General features: G+C 59.6%; 14 protein-coding genes. 4 read left to right on the forward strand and 10 right to left on the reverse strand.

From position 1 onward, the window contains the following. Window positions 1-11 precede the first annotated feature (11 nt). Entirely contained in the window at window positions 12-1,697 is a 1,686-nt protein-coding gene (gene hutU, locus EYC79_RS02840; RefSeq protein WP_062427258.1) for a urocanate hydratase, read from the forward strand. 3 nt (window positions 1,698-1,700) lie between these two features. Continuing rightward, complete coding sequence (locus EYC79_RS02845) at window positions 1,701-2,267, forward strand: HutD/Ves family protein (protein ID WP_130977087.1); 567 nt, start codon at window positions 1,701-1,703, stop codon at window positions 2,265-2,267. A 160-nt stretch (window positions 2,268-2,427) separates the two neighbouring features. On the opposite strand, the gene EYC79_RS02850 is transcribed toward EYC79_RS02845, so the two are convergent. Continuing rightward, the gene (locus EYC79_RS02850; protein ID WP_112955341.1) at window positions 2,428-3,924 is read right to left on the reverse strand and encodes a CoA-acylating methylmalonate-semialdehyde dehydrogenase; all 1,497 of its coding nucleotides are present in this window, start codon (window positions 3,922-3,924) and stop codon (window positions 2,428-2,430) included. Window positions 3,925-4,078: 154 nt separating this feature from the next. On the opposite strand from EYC79_RS02850, the gene EYC79_RS02855 reads away from it, so the two are divergent. Both EYC79_RS02855 and EYC79_RS02860 read left to right on the forward strand, forming a co-directional pair. Then, complete coding sequence (locus EYC79_RS02855; RefSeq protein WP_112955339.1) at window positions 4,079-4,390, forward strand: putative quinol monooxygenase; 312 nt, start codon at window positions 4,079-4,081, stop codon at window positions 4,388-4,390. Then, window positions 4,387-5,268: a LysR family transcriptional regulator gene (locus EYC79_RS02860; RefSeq protein WP_062427262.1), complete on the forward strand. Its 882-nt coding sequence runs from the start codon at window positions 4,387-4,389 to the stop codon at window positions 5,266-5,268. Before EYC79_RS02855 ends, EYC79_RS02860 begins: the two co-directional genes overlap by 4 nt. Before the next feature lie 9 nt (window positions 5,269-5,277). Here EYC79_RS02860 and phnN read toward each other — a convergent pair whose 3' ends face one another. The 9 genes from phnN to phnL form a co-directional block, all read right to left on the reverse strand. Next, entirely contained in the window at window positions 5,278-5,877 is a 600-nt protein-coding gene (gene phnN / locus EYC79_RS02865) for a phosphonate metabolism protein/1,5-bisphosphokinase (PRPP-forming) PhnN (RefSeq protein ID WP_245495173.1), read from the reverse strand. Then, on the reverse strand, window positions 5,874-7,010 hold the full coding sequence (locus EYC79_RS02870; RefSeq protein ID WP_062443340.1) for an alpha-D-ribose 1-methylphosphonate 5-triphosphate diphosphatase: 1,137 nt from the start codon (window positions 7,008-7,010) through the stop codon (window positions 5,874-5,876). The genes phnN and EYC79_RS02870 overlap by 4 nt, the downstream gene beginning before the upstream one ends. Further along, on the reverse strand, window positions 7,003-7,695 hold the full coding sequence (locus EYC79_RS02875) for a DUF1045 domain-containing protein (RefSeq protein WP_130977088.1): 693 nt from the start codon (window positions 7,693-7,695) through the stop codon (window positions 7,003-7,005). The genes EYC79_RS02870 and EYC79_RS02875 overlap by 8 nt, the downstream gene beginning before the upstream one ends. A 150-nt stretch (window positions 7,696-7,845) precedes the next feature. Beyond that, entirely contained in the window at window positions 7,846-9,195 is a 1,350-nt protein-coding gene (gene phnE / locus EYC79_RS02880) for a phosphonate ABC transporter, permease protein PhnE (RefSeq protein WP_130977089.1), read from the reverse strand. Then, entirely contained in the window at window positions 9,195-10,169 is a 975-nt protein-coding gene (gene phnE, locus EYC79_RS02885) for a phosphonate ABC transporter, permease protein PhnE (RefSeq protein WP_111850273.1), read from the reverse strand. The genes phnE (EYC79_RS02880) and phnE (EYC79_RS02885) overlap by 1 nt, the downstream gene beginning before the upstream one ends. 166 nt (window positions 10,170-10,335) lie before the next feature. Then, entirely contained in the window at window positions 10,336-11,241 is a 906-nt protein-coding gene (gene phnD, locus EYC79_RS02890; RefSeq protein WP_113266422.1) for a phosphonate ABC transporter substrate-binding protein, read from the reverse strand. A 94-nt stretch (window positions 11,242-11,335) separates the two neighbouring features. Next, window positions 11,336-12,211: a phosphonate ABC transporter ATP-binding protein gene (gene phnC / locus EYC79_RS02895; RefSeq protein ID WP_062443354.1), complete on the reverse strand. Its 876-nt coding sequence runs from the start codon at window positions 12,209-12,211 to the stop codon at window positions 11,336-11,338. Between the two features lie 115 nt (window positions 12,212-12,326). Further along, window positions 12,327-12,944 carry a DapH/DapD/GlmU-related protein gene (locus EYC79_RS02900; RefSeq protein WP_062427270.1) on the reverse strand — a complete coding sequence of 206 codons (618 nt, stop codon included), beginning with the start codon at window positions 12,942-12,944 and terminating at the stop codon, window positions 12,327-12,329. Continuing rightward, window positions 12,941-13,648, reverse strand: coding sequence for a phosphonate C-P lyase system protein PhnL (phnL, locus tag EYC79_RS02905; RefSeq protein WP_062427271.1), 708 nt, complete (start codon window positions 13,646-13,648; stop codon window positions 12,941-12,943). Before phnL ends, EYC79_RS02900 begins: the two co-directional genes overlap by 4 nt.

A 13,648-nucleotide genomic window follows, 5' to 3' on the forward strand; every position in this document is an offset into this window, starting at 1 on the left:
GGGGAAAGATCATGACAAACCCGCGTCATAACGAACGAGAAGTCCGCGCACCGCAGGGTCCGGAACTCAACGCCAAGAGCTGGATGACCGAAGCGCCGTTGCGCATGCTGATGAACAACCTGGACCCGGATGTCGCGGAGCGCCCGCATGAACTGGTGGTCTATGGCGGCATCGGCCGCGCCGCGCGCACCTGGGAGGATTTCGACCGGATCGTCGCCACGCTGAAGGACCTCAACGAAGACGAGACGCTGCTGGTGCAATCCGGCAAGCCCGTCGGCGTGTTTCGCACCCACAAGGACGCGCCGCGCGTTCTGATCGCCAACTCCAACCTCGTTCCGCATTGGGCGACGTGGGAGCATTTCAACGAACTGGACCGCAAGGGCCTTGCCATGTACGGCCAAATGACGGCCGGGTCGTGGATCTATATCGGCACGCAGGGCATCGTTCAGGGCACCTATGAAACCTTCGTGGAAGCGGGGCGCCAGCATTTCGGCGGCAATCTCACGGGCAAGTGGATCCTGACCGGTGGCCTTGGTGGCATGGGTGGCGCACAGCCGCTCGCAGCCGTGATGGCAGGCGCCTGCTGCCTGGCTGTCGAATGCGACGAGACCCGCGTCGATTTCCGCCTGCGCACCCGCTACCTCGATGCCAAGGCGCATACGCTGGATGAGGCGCTAGCGCTGATCGACCAGTGGACCAAGGCGGGCGAAGCGAAATCCGTCGGCCTCATCGGCAACGCCGCCGATATCTTCCCGGAACTCGTCAAGCGGATGAAGGCGGGTGGTGCACGCCCAGATATCGTCACCGACCAGACGTCCGCGCATGACCCGATCCATGGCTATCTGCCTTCCGGCTGGAGCGTCGCCGAATGGCGCGCCAAGCAGGAGAGCGATCCGAAGGCGGTGGAGGCTGCTGCCCGCGCTTCGATGAAGACGCAGGTTCAGGCCATGGTGGATTTCTGGAACGCCGGTGTTCCGACGCTCGACTACGGCAACAATATCCGCCAGGTCGCCAAGGAAGAAGGTTTCGAAAACGCCTTCGCCTTCCCCGGCTTCGTGCCTGCCTATATCCGCCCGCTCTTTTGCCGCGGCATCGGGCCATTCCGTTGGGCAGCCCTTTCGGGTGATCCGGAAGACATCTACAAGACCGACGCCAAGGTGAAGGAACTGCTGCCGGACAACAAGCATCTGCACAACTGGCTAGATATGGCGCGTGAGCGCATCGCCTTCCAGGGTCTGCCGGCGCGTATCTGCTGGGTTGGCCTCGGCGATCGTCATCGCTTGGCGCTTGCCTTCAACGACATGGTCAAAAGCGGCGAGCTGAAGGCCCCGGTCGTGATCGGCCGCGATCACCTCGATTCCGGCTCGGTCGCCTCACCCAACCGCGAGACCGAAGCGATGAAGGACGGCTCGGACGCCGTTTCCGACTGGCCGCTGCTGAACGCGCTGCTCAACACCGCATCGGGCGCCACCTGGGTGTCGCTGCACCATGGCGGCGGCGTCGGCATGGGCTTCTCGCAGCATTCGGGTGTCGTCATCTGCGCCGACGGCACGGATGATGCCGCGCGCCGTCTGGAGCGCGTGCTGTGGAACGACCCGGCGACGGGCGTGATGCGCCACGCGGATGCCGGTTACGACATCGCGCTCGATTGCGCCAAGGAGAAGGGCCTTCGCCTGCCCGGCATTCTGGGTAACTGAGCGATGAGACGGCTTCGCGCGTCTGAGTACAAGCGTATGCCGTGGAAGAACGGCAAGGGAGAGACGGTGGAAATCGCCGTCTTTCCGCCTGGCGCGTCCATGGACGCGTTCGAGTGGCGGATCAGCATGGCAAGCGTCGCCAATGACGGCGCCTTTTCTCTGTTTCCGGAGATTGATCGAACGCTATCCATTCTGTCTGGGCACGGCATGTCGCTCACAATCGACGGTGCGGCACCGGTTCTTTTGACGATGGAAAGCGATCCGCTTCGTTTTGCCGCCGATGTTCCTGTCGACGCAACGCTTGTGGATGGCGCCATCACCGATCTCAACGTCATGACGCGTCGTGGGCGGTTCGCGCATAGCGTCGAGCGAAAGACTGGCCCGTTCTCGATCAGTGGCTGCTACAGCGGAGAGACCGTTTATCTTCTGGCGACGGGTCTGGTTACGGTGACCAGTGCAGGCGAGACGGTGGAACTTGAGGCGTTGGATTGCGTGCTCGTTGGAGAGGATGCCAGCGTTACGGCTGAGAATATCGTCTGCTATGAAATACGACTTCAAGGGGCTGCTTAGCGCTGGACTAAGAGACGGGCTCAAGCGATGCTCTGCTTGAAGATGACGGCCAACTTCGCTCTTAGCCGTCATCCTCGGCCTTGAGCAGAGGGAGAGTTTGGGCCACCAAAAGAAAGGCCCCGCGCAAACGGGGCCTCCATCCTTCAAACTTCAATCCGCATCACTTCATCGTCGGCATGACGAATTCAGCACCCGACTTGATGCCGGATGGCCAGCGGGCGGTGATCGTCTTGGTCTTGGTCCAGAACTTGATCGAATCCGTGCCGTGCTGGTTGAGGTCGCCGAAGCTCGAGGCCTTCCAGCCGCCGAAGGAGTGATAGGCGAGCGGAACCGGGATCGGAACGTTGACGCCGATCATGCCGATATTGATGCGGGAAGCAAAGTCACGGGCAGCATCGCCGTCGCGGGTAAAGATGGCGACGCCATTGCCATATTCATGCTTCATCGGCAGGTCGAGCGCTTCTTCGTAGTTCTGGGCGCGGACGACGGAGAGAACCGGTCCGAAGATTTCCTGCTTGTAGATATCCATGTCAGGCGTGACGTGGTCGAACAGGCAGCCGCCGACGAAGTAACCGTCCTCATAGCCCTGCAGCTTGAAATCGCGACCATCGACCAGAAGCTTGGCGCCCTGCTCGACACCGCTGTCGATCAGACCCTTGACGCGCGCCTGAGCTTCCTTGGTGATGAGCGGACCCATGTCGGCCTTGTCGTCGGTGTAAGGACCGATCTTCAGAGCTTCAATTTGCGGGATGAGTTTTTCGACGAGACGGTTGGCAGTCTCTTCGCCCACAGGCACGGCCACTGAGACGGCCATGCAGCGTTCGCCAGCCGAACCGTAACCGGCACCCATCAGCGCGTTGACGGCCTGATCGAGATCGGCATCCGGCATGATGATCATGTGGTTCTTCGCGCCGCCGAAGCACTGGGCGCGCTTGCCGTTCATGGCAGCGGTTCCATAGACGTAACGGGCAATCGGCGTGGAGCCGACGAAGGAGACAGCGCCGACATCCGGGTTGGTCAAAAGACCATCAACCGCGCTCTTATCACCATTGATGACGTTGAGAATGCCGGCGGGCAGACCTGCTTCGATCATCAATTCTGCGAGACGGATCGGCAAGGAGGGATCACGCTCGGATGGCTTGAGGATGAAGGCGTTGCCGCAGGCGATTGCGGGGGCGAACATCCACATGGGGATCATGGCTGGGAAGTTGAACGGCGTGATGCCAGCACCGATGCCGACAGGCTGGCGGATGGAATACATGTCGATCGCCGGGCCTGCACCTTCGGTGAACTCGCCCTTGGCGAGATGCGGAATGCCGCAGACGAACTCGCAGACTTCCAGGCCGCGAATGATATCGCCCTTGGAATCTTCGACCGTCTTGCCGTGCTCGCTGGAGAGAAGCACCGCCAGCTCATCCATGTGCTTGTTGAGGAGTTCGACGAACTTGAAGAAGACGCGGGCGCGACGCTGCGGGTTGGTCGCTGCCCATTTCGGCTGCGCGGTCTTGGCGCTCTGCACCGCGGCGAGGATTTCCGCATCGCTTGCCAGCGCCACGGTTGCCTGCACTTCGCCGGTTGCCGGGTTGAAGACATTCGACGTGCGGCCGCTCGTGCCTGCCACGCGCTTGCCGTTAATGAAATGGCCGATCTCGTTCATGGTGTCCTCCTTAGATTTTCGTTGCCGCACCTTCGCGCTTTAATTTGCACAAATCAATGACCGGGAGTAATCATCCGTTGTGCGTAAATTAAAGTCCTACGCCATGCTAGGCGATCGATGTTTAAGGTTTTTTGCAAAACGGAGGCAAAGTGCGATGGATCACAAGCGCATTGTGAGGATGGCGGAACTCGAAATCGATCCTGTCCATCTTGATGATTACCGCCGTCTCCTGATTGAGGAGATCGAGGCTTCGGTGCGACTTGAAGAGGGCGTCCTCGCTCTCAACGCCGTCGCCTTGAAGGATGCCCCGGATACAATCCGCATTCTTGAAGTCTACCGCGACGTCCAGGCTTATGAGGCGCACCTACAGACGCCGCATTTTCTCAAATACAAGCGCGAAACCCAGATGATGGTCCGGTCGCTGAGCCTTATCGATGTCGAGCCTGTAGCAATGGTGAGCAAATGAACTGGGATGATGTGCGCCTGTTTCTTGCGGTCGCCCGGACAGGCCAGATTCTTGCCGCCTCACGACGGCTTGGTCTCAATCACGCAACCTTGTCGAGGCGCCTGACCTTGCTGGAAACCGCCCTGGAGACGAGGCTCTTTGTCCGCCGCACCAATGGCTGCGAATTGACGGAAGAAGGGGCACGGTTTCTCATCTCCGCAGAGCGCATGGAAGCTGAAATGCTTTCCGCTCAGGCTGTTCTGGGCCAAGGCCTCTCAGCGATCAGCGGTACGGTCAGGATCGGAGCTCCGGATGGCTTTGGCGTCTCATTTCTCGCGCCGCGTCTCGGTGCATTGACGGCGGCGCATCCGGAATTACGGATCGAGTTGGTGCCTGTGCCGCGGTCTTTTTCGCTTTCCCACCGCGAGGCCGACATTGCCATTACAATCGAGCGGCCCGAGCAAGGGCGGCTGGTCTTTTCAAAGCTGACCGATTACTCACTCGGCCTCTACGCGTCGAAAACCTATCTCGAACAAAATCCGGCACCTCAATCTGTCGAGGATTTGAGACAGCATCGGCGGATTGGATATGTCGAAGATCTGATCTTTTCGCCATCGCTCAATTTTACCGCAGAAATCATGCGCGACTGGGACGCGACATTTGCGGTTTCCAGCGCGATCGGTCAAACCGAGGCGGTGCGTTCCGGCGCAGGGATTTGCATCCTGCATGACTACATTGCCCGTAACGATCCAAGCCTTGTGCGGTTGCTTCCCGAGATTTCCATCCGGCGATCCTACTGGACGGCCTATCACGAGAATGCCCGGCAACTTGCCCGCGTGAGGACGGTCGTGCAGTTTTTGCAGGATATCGTTGCAAAAGAACGTCGCAGCTTCCTGTAAGCGAACCGGCTAGCGAGCCGACAGACAATCCTGAAGCAGAGCCAGCAAGGCCGATCCGGCTTCTTCAATCTCGCCACTATTGTCGATGGTCGTCACATCGAAACTATCGCAGATGGCATCGACCTTACGATCGAGCCTGCCCATAATCTCGGCCATGCTTTCACGTCCGCGATTTGCCAGCCTCTCCGACAGAATTTCCGGCCGGGCCGTAACCACGACCACCTTCAATGACGGGAAAGCACTTCTGAAATGCGGCAGCGCCGAGCGCGAGCCGTTGGCCACCGCCACACCACCCGTCTTCAGATGCTCTTTCACCGATGCGGGAATGCCGTAATGCAGGCCATGGGCGCTCCATGACACGCAAAATTCGCCGGCTACCTTTTTCCGCTGAAACGCTTCTTCGGTGCAGCCCTGGTGGTTCTCACCACCCGCATCGCTGTCTCTCGTGATGACACGACGGACGAAATGCACATCGGGATTATCCCGCAGGTGGTCTGCGGCATAATCAATGAGCGTATCCTTGCCGGCGCCACTCGGGCCGACGACGACGATCATCGTTCCGAGCAGGTTGAGGCCTGGTGACAGTGAGTCAGACGATGCGAGGCTCATGCGACACGTTTTCCCTGTCGCCAGACGCTCCGCACCACCGGCACGCCGCTTTCGCGGCGAACGCGCACGAGGTCTGCACGCAGTCCTTCGGCAATGGAGCCGCGATCCGTCAGGCCAACCGTCTTTGCCGGCGTTGCCGTCACCATCGCAAGCGCCTTGGGAAGGGTGATGCCTTCCACCTGATCGGCCAGCAGGAAGGGTGCGTAAAGCAGACTGAAAGGCACGTAATCCGACGACAGCACGTCGAGAACGCCGAGTTCGGCAAGATCGCGGGCAGCAATATTGCCGGAATGGGATTTGCCGCGAACGATGTTCGGGGCGCCCATCAGCACACTCATGCCAGCGGTGTGCGAGGCTTGGGCAGCCTCGACACTCGTTGGAAATTCGGCAAGCCGCACACCGTGGCCAATGGCTTCCTCGACATGCGCTTCCGTCGCATCGTCGTGGCTTGCCACTGTGATGCCGCGCTCGGCGCAGCGGGCCGACAGATAGTCGCGGTGCTTGCCAGAGAATTTTTCCGAGGCAGAGACGCGTCGATCGACAAAAGCCTTGAAGGCTTCGTCACTCAAGCCGCGCTTCTTCTGGTAGAACATGACGTACTGATCCATCGTCTGGAACTGACGCTGGCCTGGGGAATGGTCCATCAGCGAGATCAGCCGCACATGCGGATCGTTTTCGAAGTCTTCGAAATGCTCCAGCACGTCGGCGGAGGCGACTTCGCAGCGTAGATGCAGCAGGTGGTCGGAGCGAAGGCGATCTTCACCCTTCGCCTTTTCGATGGCGTCGGCCATGTCGCGCATTTCGCCGCGCGCAAAGCCGCCATCCTCATCCGAGCCAAGACGCAGGCAATCGAAGACGGTGGTGATGCCGGAGGATGCGACCTGCGCATCATGCGCCTGAATGGCGGCGATCTTGTCCCAGGTTACACCCGGGCGGGGCGAATAATGCTGCTCCAGGTGGTCGGTGTGCAATTCGACGAGGCCGGGGATCAAATAGTCGCCTTCGAAATCGTCGCCGGTTCTTGATGAACCCTCACTGATATCGGCAATCACGCCATCGCGGATCAGGACGGAGCCTTGGACGACATCGTCGGACAGCACGATGCGCGCATTGGATAGGACATGTTCAGCCATTTCGGACATCTTTCGTATTGGGAGCAGCCAGTGGCTGCCAGCTATGAACGGTAAAGGCTTCGCCCCGCTCCTTTTCGACGAAAAGGCCAAGGCCAGAGATCGTCAGCGGGCGATGGATGAAGCCGGCAAATGTCTTGGTGAGGATATCCGCCATCTCGTCGCTGCGTCCGTCACTCACCGGCCCGGTCAGGGTCATGTGGAAGCGGAAATCGTCCATGACATAGGGATAGCCGAAGCGATGCAGGTTGGCGCGCTGGCTTTCGCTCAGCGTCTCGGGTTTCCGACGAGCAATGTCGCGCTCGGAGAGGGGCGCGCGGAAGGGCTCGAAATGCTGGACCACATCGGCAGCAAAATCCTGGAGCGGCTGGTGGAGTGCCGCAGGCACCAGAGCGAAGAAGGGTCCGAGCGATCCGACAACGACGTCCGGAATATCGAAGGCGGTGCGTGAGGATGCAAAGGCCGAAAATGCCTCGACCAGTTGCTCTTCGCTTTTGTCGGCGGCGAGCTCGAACGGTGCTTTCAGCGTGGCGTGGAAGCCGTAGCGTCTCGGATCTTCCGTCACATCGGCGAAGCTCACGTAATCGTCAAACACCTCTTCGGAAAAGGCGTGGCGCCCCAGCCACCGCGACGCTGTCTCAGTCAGCGGATCAGTGGCGGAAGGCGAAAAATAGAGAGCGTAGCGCACGATGTCGCACTTTCAAACGTCATGAAAACAGCGGAAGCGTCATTTGAGACGACTCGTCTCTACCCCGCAAGGTCAGAAGTGCGAGGTAGACCTTTTCCATGACAGAATGATGATATCGCCAGACAAATTTGCCGGATATGGACGTCGAGTTTAGTGATGCGGTTTCCCGATCAGGCGGGAGCGAATCGCGTTCGACATATTGTCAAAAAGGAAGACAACGATGAGGATCAACAGCACCATATAGGCGACCTTGTCCCAATCTTGATTGGTGCGCATGGCTTCCAGAAGCTTGAGGCCGATACCGCCGGCCCCGACCGCGCCGATAATGGTGGCGGAGCGGGTGTTGCTTTCCCAGAAATAGAGCGACTGCGAGATGAAAACCGGAAGCACTTGCGGAATGACGCCATAGCGATTGACGATCATGGGCGACGCACCGACAGACTTCACGCCCTCGCGCTGCTTGTCATCGACATTTTCCAGCGCCTCGGCATAGACCTTTCCAAGCGCGCCGGTATCGGTGAAGAAGATCGCGGCGATGCCGGGGATCGGTCCGGGGCCGAAGCTGCGGGTAAAGAACAGCGCCCAGATCAGCATATCGATGGAGCGCAGGAAATCGAACACGCGCTTCATGCCCCAGTTTGCCGCCCTGTTGGCGGTGATGTTGCGCGCGGCGATGAAGGCGAGCGGGAACGCAACGAGCGTGCCGAGCAGCGTGCCGAGAAACGCCATGACGAGCGTCTGCAGCAGTTTGGACAAGATATCCTCATGCTGCCAGACGTCGTTCCCCAGAAAGTCATCGACCATTTTCGAAATGTTGGACTGCGCTTGATCGATGCGGTGCTGCCAAAGGGCGAGCGACGCGAGCTCCCCCCAGCTTTTGCCCCAGAACTGCGAACGTGTGTCGAAGAAGAAATTGGCCCAACCGAGGAAACGGCGCTGGACGTAAAGTTGCGAGGTGCGGATTTCCGCCTGTCCGGCAAAACCATATTCGACGACGACCTTGTTCTCATCCTGGCGAATCTGAGGCGGCGCGCCGGCGGGCGCCGTAACGCGGTCTGCGCCGATCGTCACCGGATAGAGCTTGCCGTCGATATAGACGTTCGCCTGCGTCGGCGTGACATCGATACGGTTCTGCCCACCGCCATAGATCACGCTATAGCCGCCATCCGGCAGCGGCTGCAGCCAGCTGATATGGGCATTGGCCGGATATTGACCACGGCTCGTCCACTGCGGAACCACCTTGCCATCTTCAAAGCGAAGTCGCGGCTGAGCGCGCCAGGAATACCAGTCCTGAATATAGCTCGACGCGCGCTCCCAACGGCCATTCATCAAGGCCGGACCGACATTGAAGGCGAAGAAGCAGATGACGAGATAGGCGAAAACCGCGACGAGGCCGAGGAACAAGCCGTACCGGCGCAGGAAGCTCTGCTGGAAGACCTGCGGATATTGCGAAAGAAGGCGTTCGCGATCCGCGCCGTTGATGACAAAGCTCGTGGACATCAGGCCGCTCCCCGTCCGAATTCAAAGGATTGATGGCCGATCAGCCTGCGGCGCAGCCAGCCGGAAAACTGGTCGACAGCGATGATGGTGACCAGCAGCATGATGATGATGGCATAGGTCTTGGCGGCGTGATCATTGCCGATCGCCAGGCGGAAGACCTCGCCGATACCGCCGCCGCCGACAGCACCGATGATGGTGGAGGCGCGCACATTGATTTCAGCGCGCAGCAGCGCATAGGAGACGAAATTCGGCAATACCTGCGGCACGATGGCAAAGCGTACCCGCTCCAGCCAGTTGGCACCCGATGCCCGCAAGCCCTCATCCGGCTTCATGTCGGCGTTTTCCACGACTTCGAAGAAGAGTTTTCCGAGCGCGCCGACGGTATGAATAGTGATGGCGACGATGGCGGCAATGGGCCCGAGCGAAAGGATGGCAGTCAGCAGTCCGGCGATGACGATTTCCGGAAAGGCCCGCATCACTTCCAGCATGCGTCTGACGGCGAAACGCACGGCACCGGCGCCGACGAGATTGGTGGAGGCAAAGAAGCACAGCGCGAAAGCGAAGGCCGTGCCGATCAGTGTCGAAACCAGCGCGATATTCAGCGTGATGATCAGCTGATAGAAGAAATGCGGAATATAAAAGCCGTCGCCGATATAGACCCGCTCCGAGACATAGTCGTATTTCAGCGAGCCATCGGCATAGGGTGACGGCAGATCGAACATGGCGCGAACGACTTCCATCGGGCTGTTCGGCAGGAAGGTCTTCATAAAATCGAAGAAATAGGGCAGCCGCTCGAAGAACTTGCCGGAATTCGCGCTATTGGCGAAATCGAGCGAGGCAAAAAGCAGCGCAAGAAAGACGACGATGGCGATTCCGGTGTAGATACGTCGCGTGACCAGCTGTTGCTGGTAGTGCTGCATGACCTTCTTCGAGGTCTCGCCCAACGTATCTGGGGTGATTGGCGTGCTGGCCATATCTTTTGCGTCCTTACCGGAGCCATGCGGGTGACGATGGATTCACCGATGCTCTCACTCACCGTTTCAGCGGCATCCCTCAGGAAGCGTGACGGCTTTCCCGGGTTGCGCTTTAAAAAAACGGCGGCGTCTTTCTGACGCCGCCGTCTCATACAAATGCTGGCAATCAGCCGCCGATCACGGCCTTACGCGCGTCGACGATCGTCTGGTAGAAGGACGAATCGACCTTGATGTATTCCTTGTTCTTGCCCTGGGTGAAGCCCTGGAAGCAGGCCAGATCCTTCTTCGGCAGTTCAAGGAAGAAGTTCTCGATCTTCTGCTTCATCGGTTCGCCAACCTTGTTGGCAACCATCAGCGGACCGTTCGGGATCAGTGGCGACTTCCAGACTTCAACCAGATCGTCCATGTCGAGGTTGCCCTTGGCGACCATCTGGTGAAGGTTGCCGGACGTATAGCCTTCTTCCCACTTGCCAACGCCGGAGCCGAAGGTGGTGCCGACATCGAACTTCTTGTCGAGAACGGCGAGAACGAGGTTCTCATGGCCGCCGCCAAAGCCGGTTTCAGAGAAGTATTCCTTGACCGGCTTGCCGGTTTCCTTCGGCAGAGCGACGTTCGGGATGAGATAGCCAGAGGTGGAGTCCGGATCGGCAAAGCCGAGCTTCTTGCCCTTGGCGTCTGCCAGCGTCTTGATGCCGGAGTCCTTGCGGGCAACCATGATGGTGTAATAGCCGCTGGAGCCGTCAGCGCCGGTGTATGTCAGGATCGGATCGACAGCCTTCGGGTCCTGAATAGCGATCTTGGCGTAGGAGGACGCGCCCATGGAAGCAATGTCGATGGTGCCGCCCAGCAGACCCTGGATAACGCCGTTATAGTCCGGCGACGGGAAGAGCTGAACCTGCTCAACACCGGTGGCAGCCTTCAGGCCATCGGCAATGCACTGCGCGTTGCGCAGCTGGTCGTTGGAGTTTTCGCCGCCATCGAGGCCGATGCGCAGAACCTTGACGTCCTGAGCGAGCGCCGAACCGGCCAGAAGGCCAAGTGCAACCGCCGAAAGAAGAGCTTTCTTCAACATGGATTTATCTCCGTTTTTCCGGCGAGCCGGAGTTTGACACGATATGGAATGTGATATTGGCCCCTGACGCGGGCGGATCGATGCTGTGCAGTCCTTACAGTCCAGCCATGGAAAGCGGCTTGGGAGCAGAAGCTTCAGGACCGGCAGATGGGTGTTGGGCGCGCGCGGCAAGCTCCGCACCTTCAATGGTGATGCTGGTCGACGTCATGGTTTCGTCGATGCCGGCACCATGAGAATCAGTACCGTAGATTTCCTTGACCGCGCGGGCATCGAGTTCGGCGGGCGTGCCGTCGAAGACGACGCGACCGGCCGCCATGCCGATGATGCGCTCACAATAATTGCGGGCCGTATCCAGCGTGTGCAGGTTGGTGATGACGGTGATGCCTTCGCGCTCATTGATGTCGCGCAGCGCATCCATGACGATTTTTGCGTTGAGCGGGTCAAGCGAGGCAATGGGCTCATCGGCAAGCAGCATGCGCGGTGACTGCATCAATGCACGTGCGATCGCCACACGCTGCTGCTGGCCGCCCGACAGCGTGCCGGCAGGCTGCATGGCCACATGTTCGATCCCCAGGCGCTCCAGTGCTGAAATCGCCATCAGACGCTCTTCGGTGGTGAAGATGCTGAGCAGGCTCAAGACCGTGGAGCGGTGATCGAGGCGACCGAGCATGACGTTGGTCAGAACGTCGAGACGCGGCACGAGATTGAATTGCTGGAAGATCATGGCGCAATCGCGCTGCCAGTGGCGAAGCGCGGCGCCGCGGAGCGAGGAGACCTCGAGATCACCAAAATGAATGGAGCCGGATGTGGGATCGACCAGGCGGTTGATCATGCGCAGCAGGGTGGATTTGCCTGCACCCGAACGTCCGATGACGCCGACCATCTGGCCCTGGGGGATGTCGAGCGTCACGCTGTCGACGGCGGTCGATTTGCCGAAGCGGCGCGTTACCTGCTTGAGGTGAAAAGTCATAGGCCAAATCCAGTCTCGTTATTTCGGATTCGGCCTATCAGGGGTGCGTGAAGCGCGAATGTCAGTTTGATGAAGAAATTGTTACAAGGCTGACGTTACGGGAGATGGTGTTCGTCTACCCATCATACTTGGCAAGAAAGGCTTCCGCTTCGAGCGAACGGAAATCATCGAGGGCAGCGCGAAGCCTCGCGTGATCCCAATCCCACCAGGCCAGTCGGTCCATGCGCTCGCCGATCTCTTCTGGAAAACGGCGCCGGATGAGTTTGGCCGGGACACCGCCGACGATGGTGTAGGGTGCAACATCTTTCGAGACCACGGCACCGGCACCGACCACGGCGCCATTGCCGATGGTGACGCCGGGCAGGATGGTCGCGCCGTGTCCGATCCAGACATCATGGCCGATGACGACGCGTCTGGCGCGTCTTGCGGCGAAGAACTCCGTCTCGTCCTCCGCATCATCCCAATAATTATGGGCGCGGTAGGTGAAGTGGTGCAGCGTCGCGCGCGACATGGGATGGTTGGTTGCGTTGATGCGCACCGAGGCGGCGATATTGACGAACTTGCCAATCGTCGCGCACCAGACGGCACCGTCCTGCATGATGTAGGAGTAGTCGTCCATCTCCACTTCTTCGATGCGGCAGCGCTCCGAGACCTCGATGTAACGGCCGAGCTTGGAATTGACGACGCGGGCGCTTTCGTGAATGGCCGGTTCCAGGCCAACTTTGACACTCATGCTGCAATCTTTCTGGGTGAGAACTGCGAGACATCGAGGATGCGATCGGCCACGGCTTCACGCACTTCCTCATCGTGAAAAATGCCAAGAAGGGCCGTTCCTTCGGCCTTCTTTTGCCGGATCATCTCCACCACCACCTTGCGGTTGGCCGCGTCGAGCGACGCCGTCGGTTCGTCCAAAAGCAGGATGGCGTGGTCGGTGATGAAGCCGCGGGCAATGTTGACGCGCTGCTGTTCGCCGCCGGAGAAGGTGGCGGGTGGCAGGGACCACAATTCCCGTGGCAAGTTGAGCTTCGACAGCAACTCCCCTGCCCGCTCGCGTGCCTCTTCGACCGGAACTTTTCGAGCAAGCAGCGGCTCCGCCACCACATCGACGGCGGCGACGCGCGGGACGGTGCGCAGGAACTGGCTGACATAACCAAGGCTGCGGTGACGGACTTCGAGCACTGTGCGGGGTGCGGCACTGCCGATATCGACCATCTGTCCCTCATGCTTGATGAGGATCTGGCCGCTATCGATAGCGTAGTTGCCGTATAGCATCTTGAGGATGGAGCTTTTGCCGATCCCCGAAGGCCCGCCAAGCACGACGCATTCGCCTGCCTGGACGGAGAAGTTCACATTGCGCACAACGGGCAGTTCGATCCCGTCACGCAGATGCATGGTGAAGCTTTTGAAGACTTCCGAAACAATGAGGGGGGTCGGCAT

Origin of the sequence: Agrobacterium cavarae, from assembly GCF_004310285.1 — a bacterium.
In the GTDB taxonomy this organism is placed as follows: Bacteria; Pseudomonadota; Alphaproteobacteria; order Rhizobiales; family Rhizobiaceae; genus Agrobacterium; species Agrobacterium cavarae.

Excerpts from the sequence above, each read along its gene's own strand:
- hutU (WP_062427258.1), top strand. The coding sequence starts at position 12 with ATGACAAACCCGCGTCATAACGAACGAGAAGTCCGCGCACCGCAGGGT.
- EYC79_RS02845 (WP_130977087.1), top strand. The coding sequence starts at position 1,701 with ATGAGACGGCTTCGCGCGTCTGAGTACAAGCGTATGCCGTGGAAGAAC.
- EYC79_RS02850 (WP_112955341.1), bottom strand. The coding sequence starts at position 3,924 with ATGAACGAGATCGGCCATTTCATTAACGGCAAGCGCGTGGCAGGCACG.
- EYC79_RS02855 (WP_112955339.1), top strand. The coding sequence starts at position 4,079 with ATGGATCACAAGCGCATTGTGAGGATGGCGGAACTCGAAATCGATCCT.
- EYC79_RS02860 (WP_062427262.1), top strand. The coding sequence starts at position 4,387 with ATGAACTGGGATGATGTGCGCCTGTTTCTTGCGGTCGCCCGGACAGGC.
- phnN (WP_245495173.1), bottom strand. The coding sequence starts at position 5,877 with ATGAGCCTCGCATCGTCTGACTCACTGTCACCAGGCCTCAACCTGCTC.
- EYC79_RS02870 (WP_062443340.1), bottom strand. The coding sequence starts at position 7,010 with ATGGCTGAACATGTCCTATCCAATGCGCGCATCGTGCTGTCCGACGAT.
- phnE (WP_130977089.1), bottom strand. The coding sequence starts at position 9,195 with ATGTCCACGAGCTTTGTCATCAACGGCGCGGATCGCGAACGCCTTCTT.
- phnE (WP_111850273.1), bottom strand. The coding sequence starts at position 10,169 with ATGGCCAGCACGCCAATCACCCCAGATACGTTGGGCGAGACCTCGAAG.
- phnD (WP_113266422.1), bottom strand. The coding sequence starts at position 11,241 with ATGTTGAAGAAAGCTCTTCTTTCGGCGGTTGCACTTGGCCTTCTGGCC.
- phnC (WP_062443354.1), bottom strand. The coding sequence starts at position 12,211 with ATGACTTTTCACCTCAAGCAGGTAACGCGCCGCTTCGGCAAATCGACC.
- EYC79_RS02900 (WP_062427270.1), bottom strand. The coding sequence starts at position 12,944 with ATGAGTGTCAAAGTTGGCCTGGAACCGGCCATTCACGAAAGCGCCCGC.
- phnL (WP_062427271.1), bottom strand. The coding sequence starts at position 13,648 with ATGCCGACCCCCCTCATTGTTTCGGAAGTCTTCAAAAGCTTCACCATG.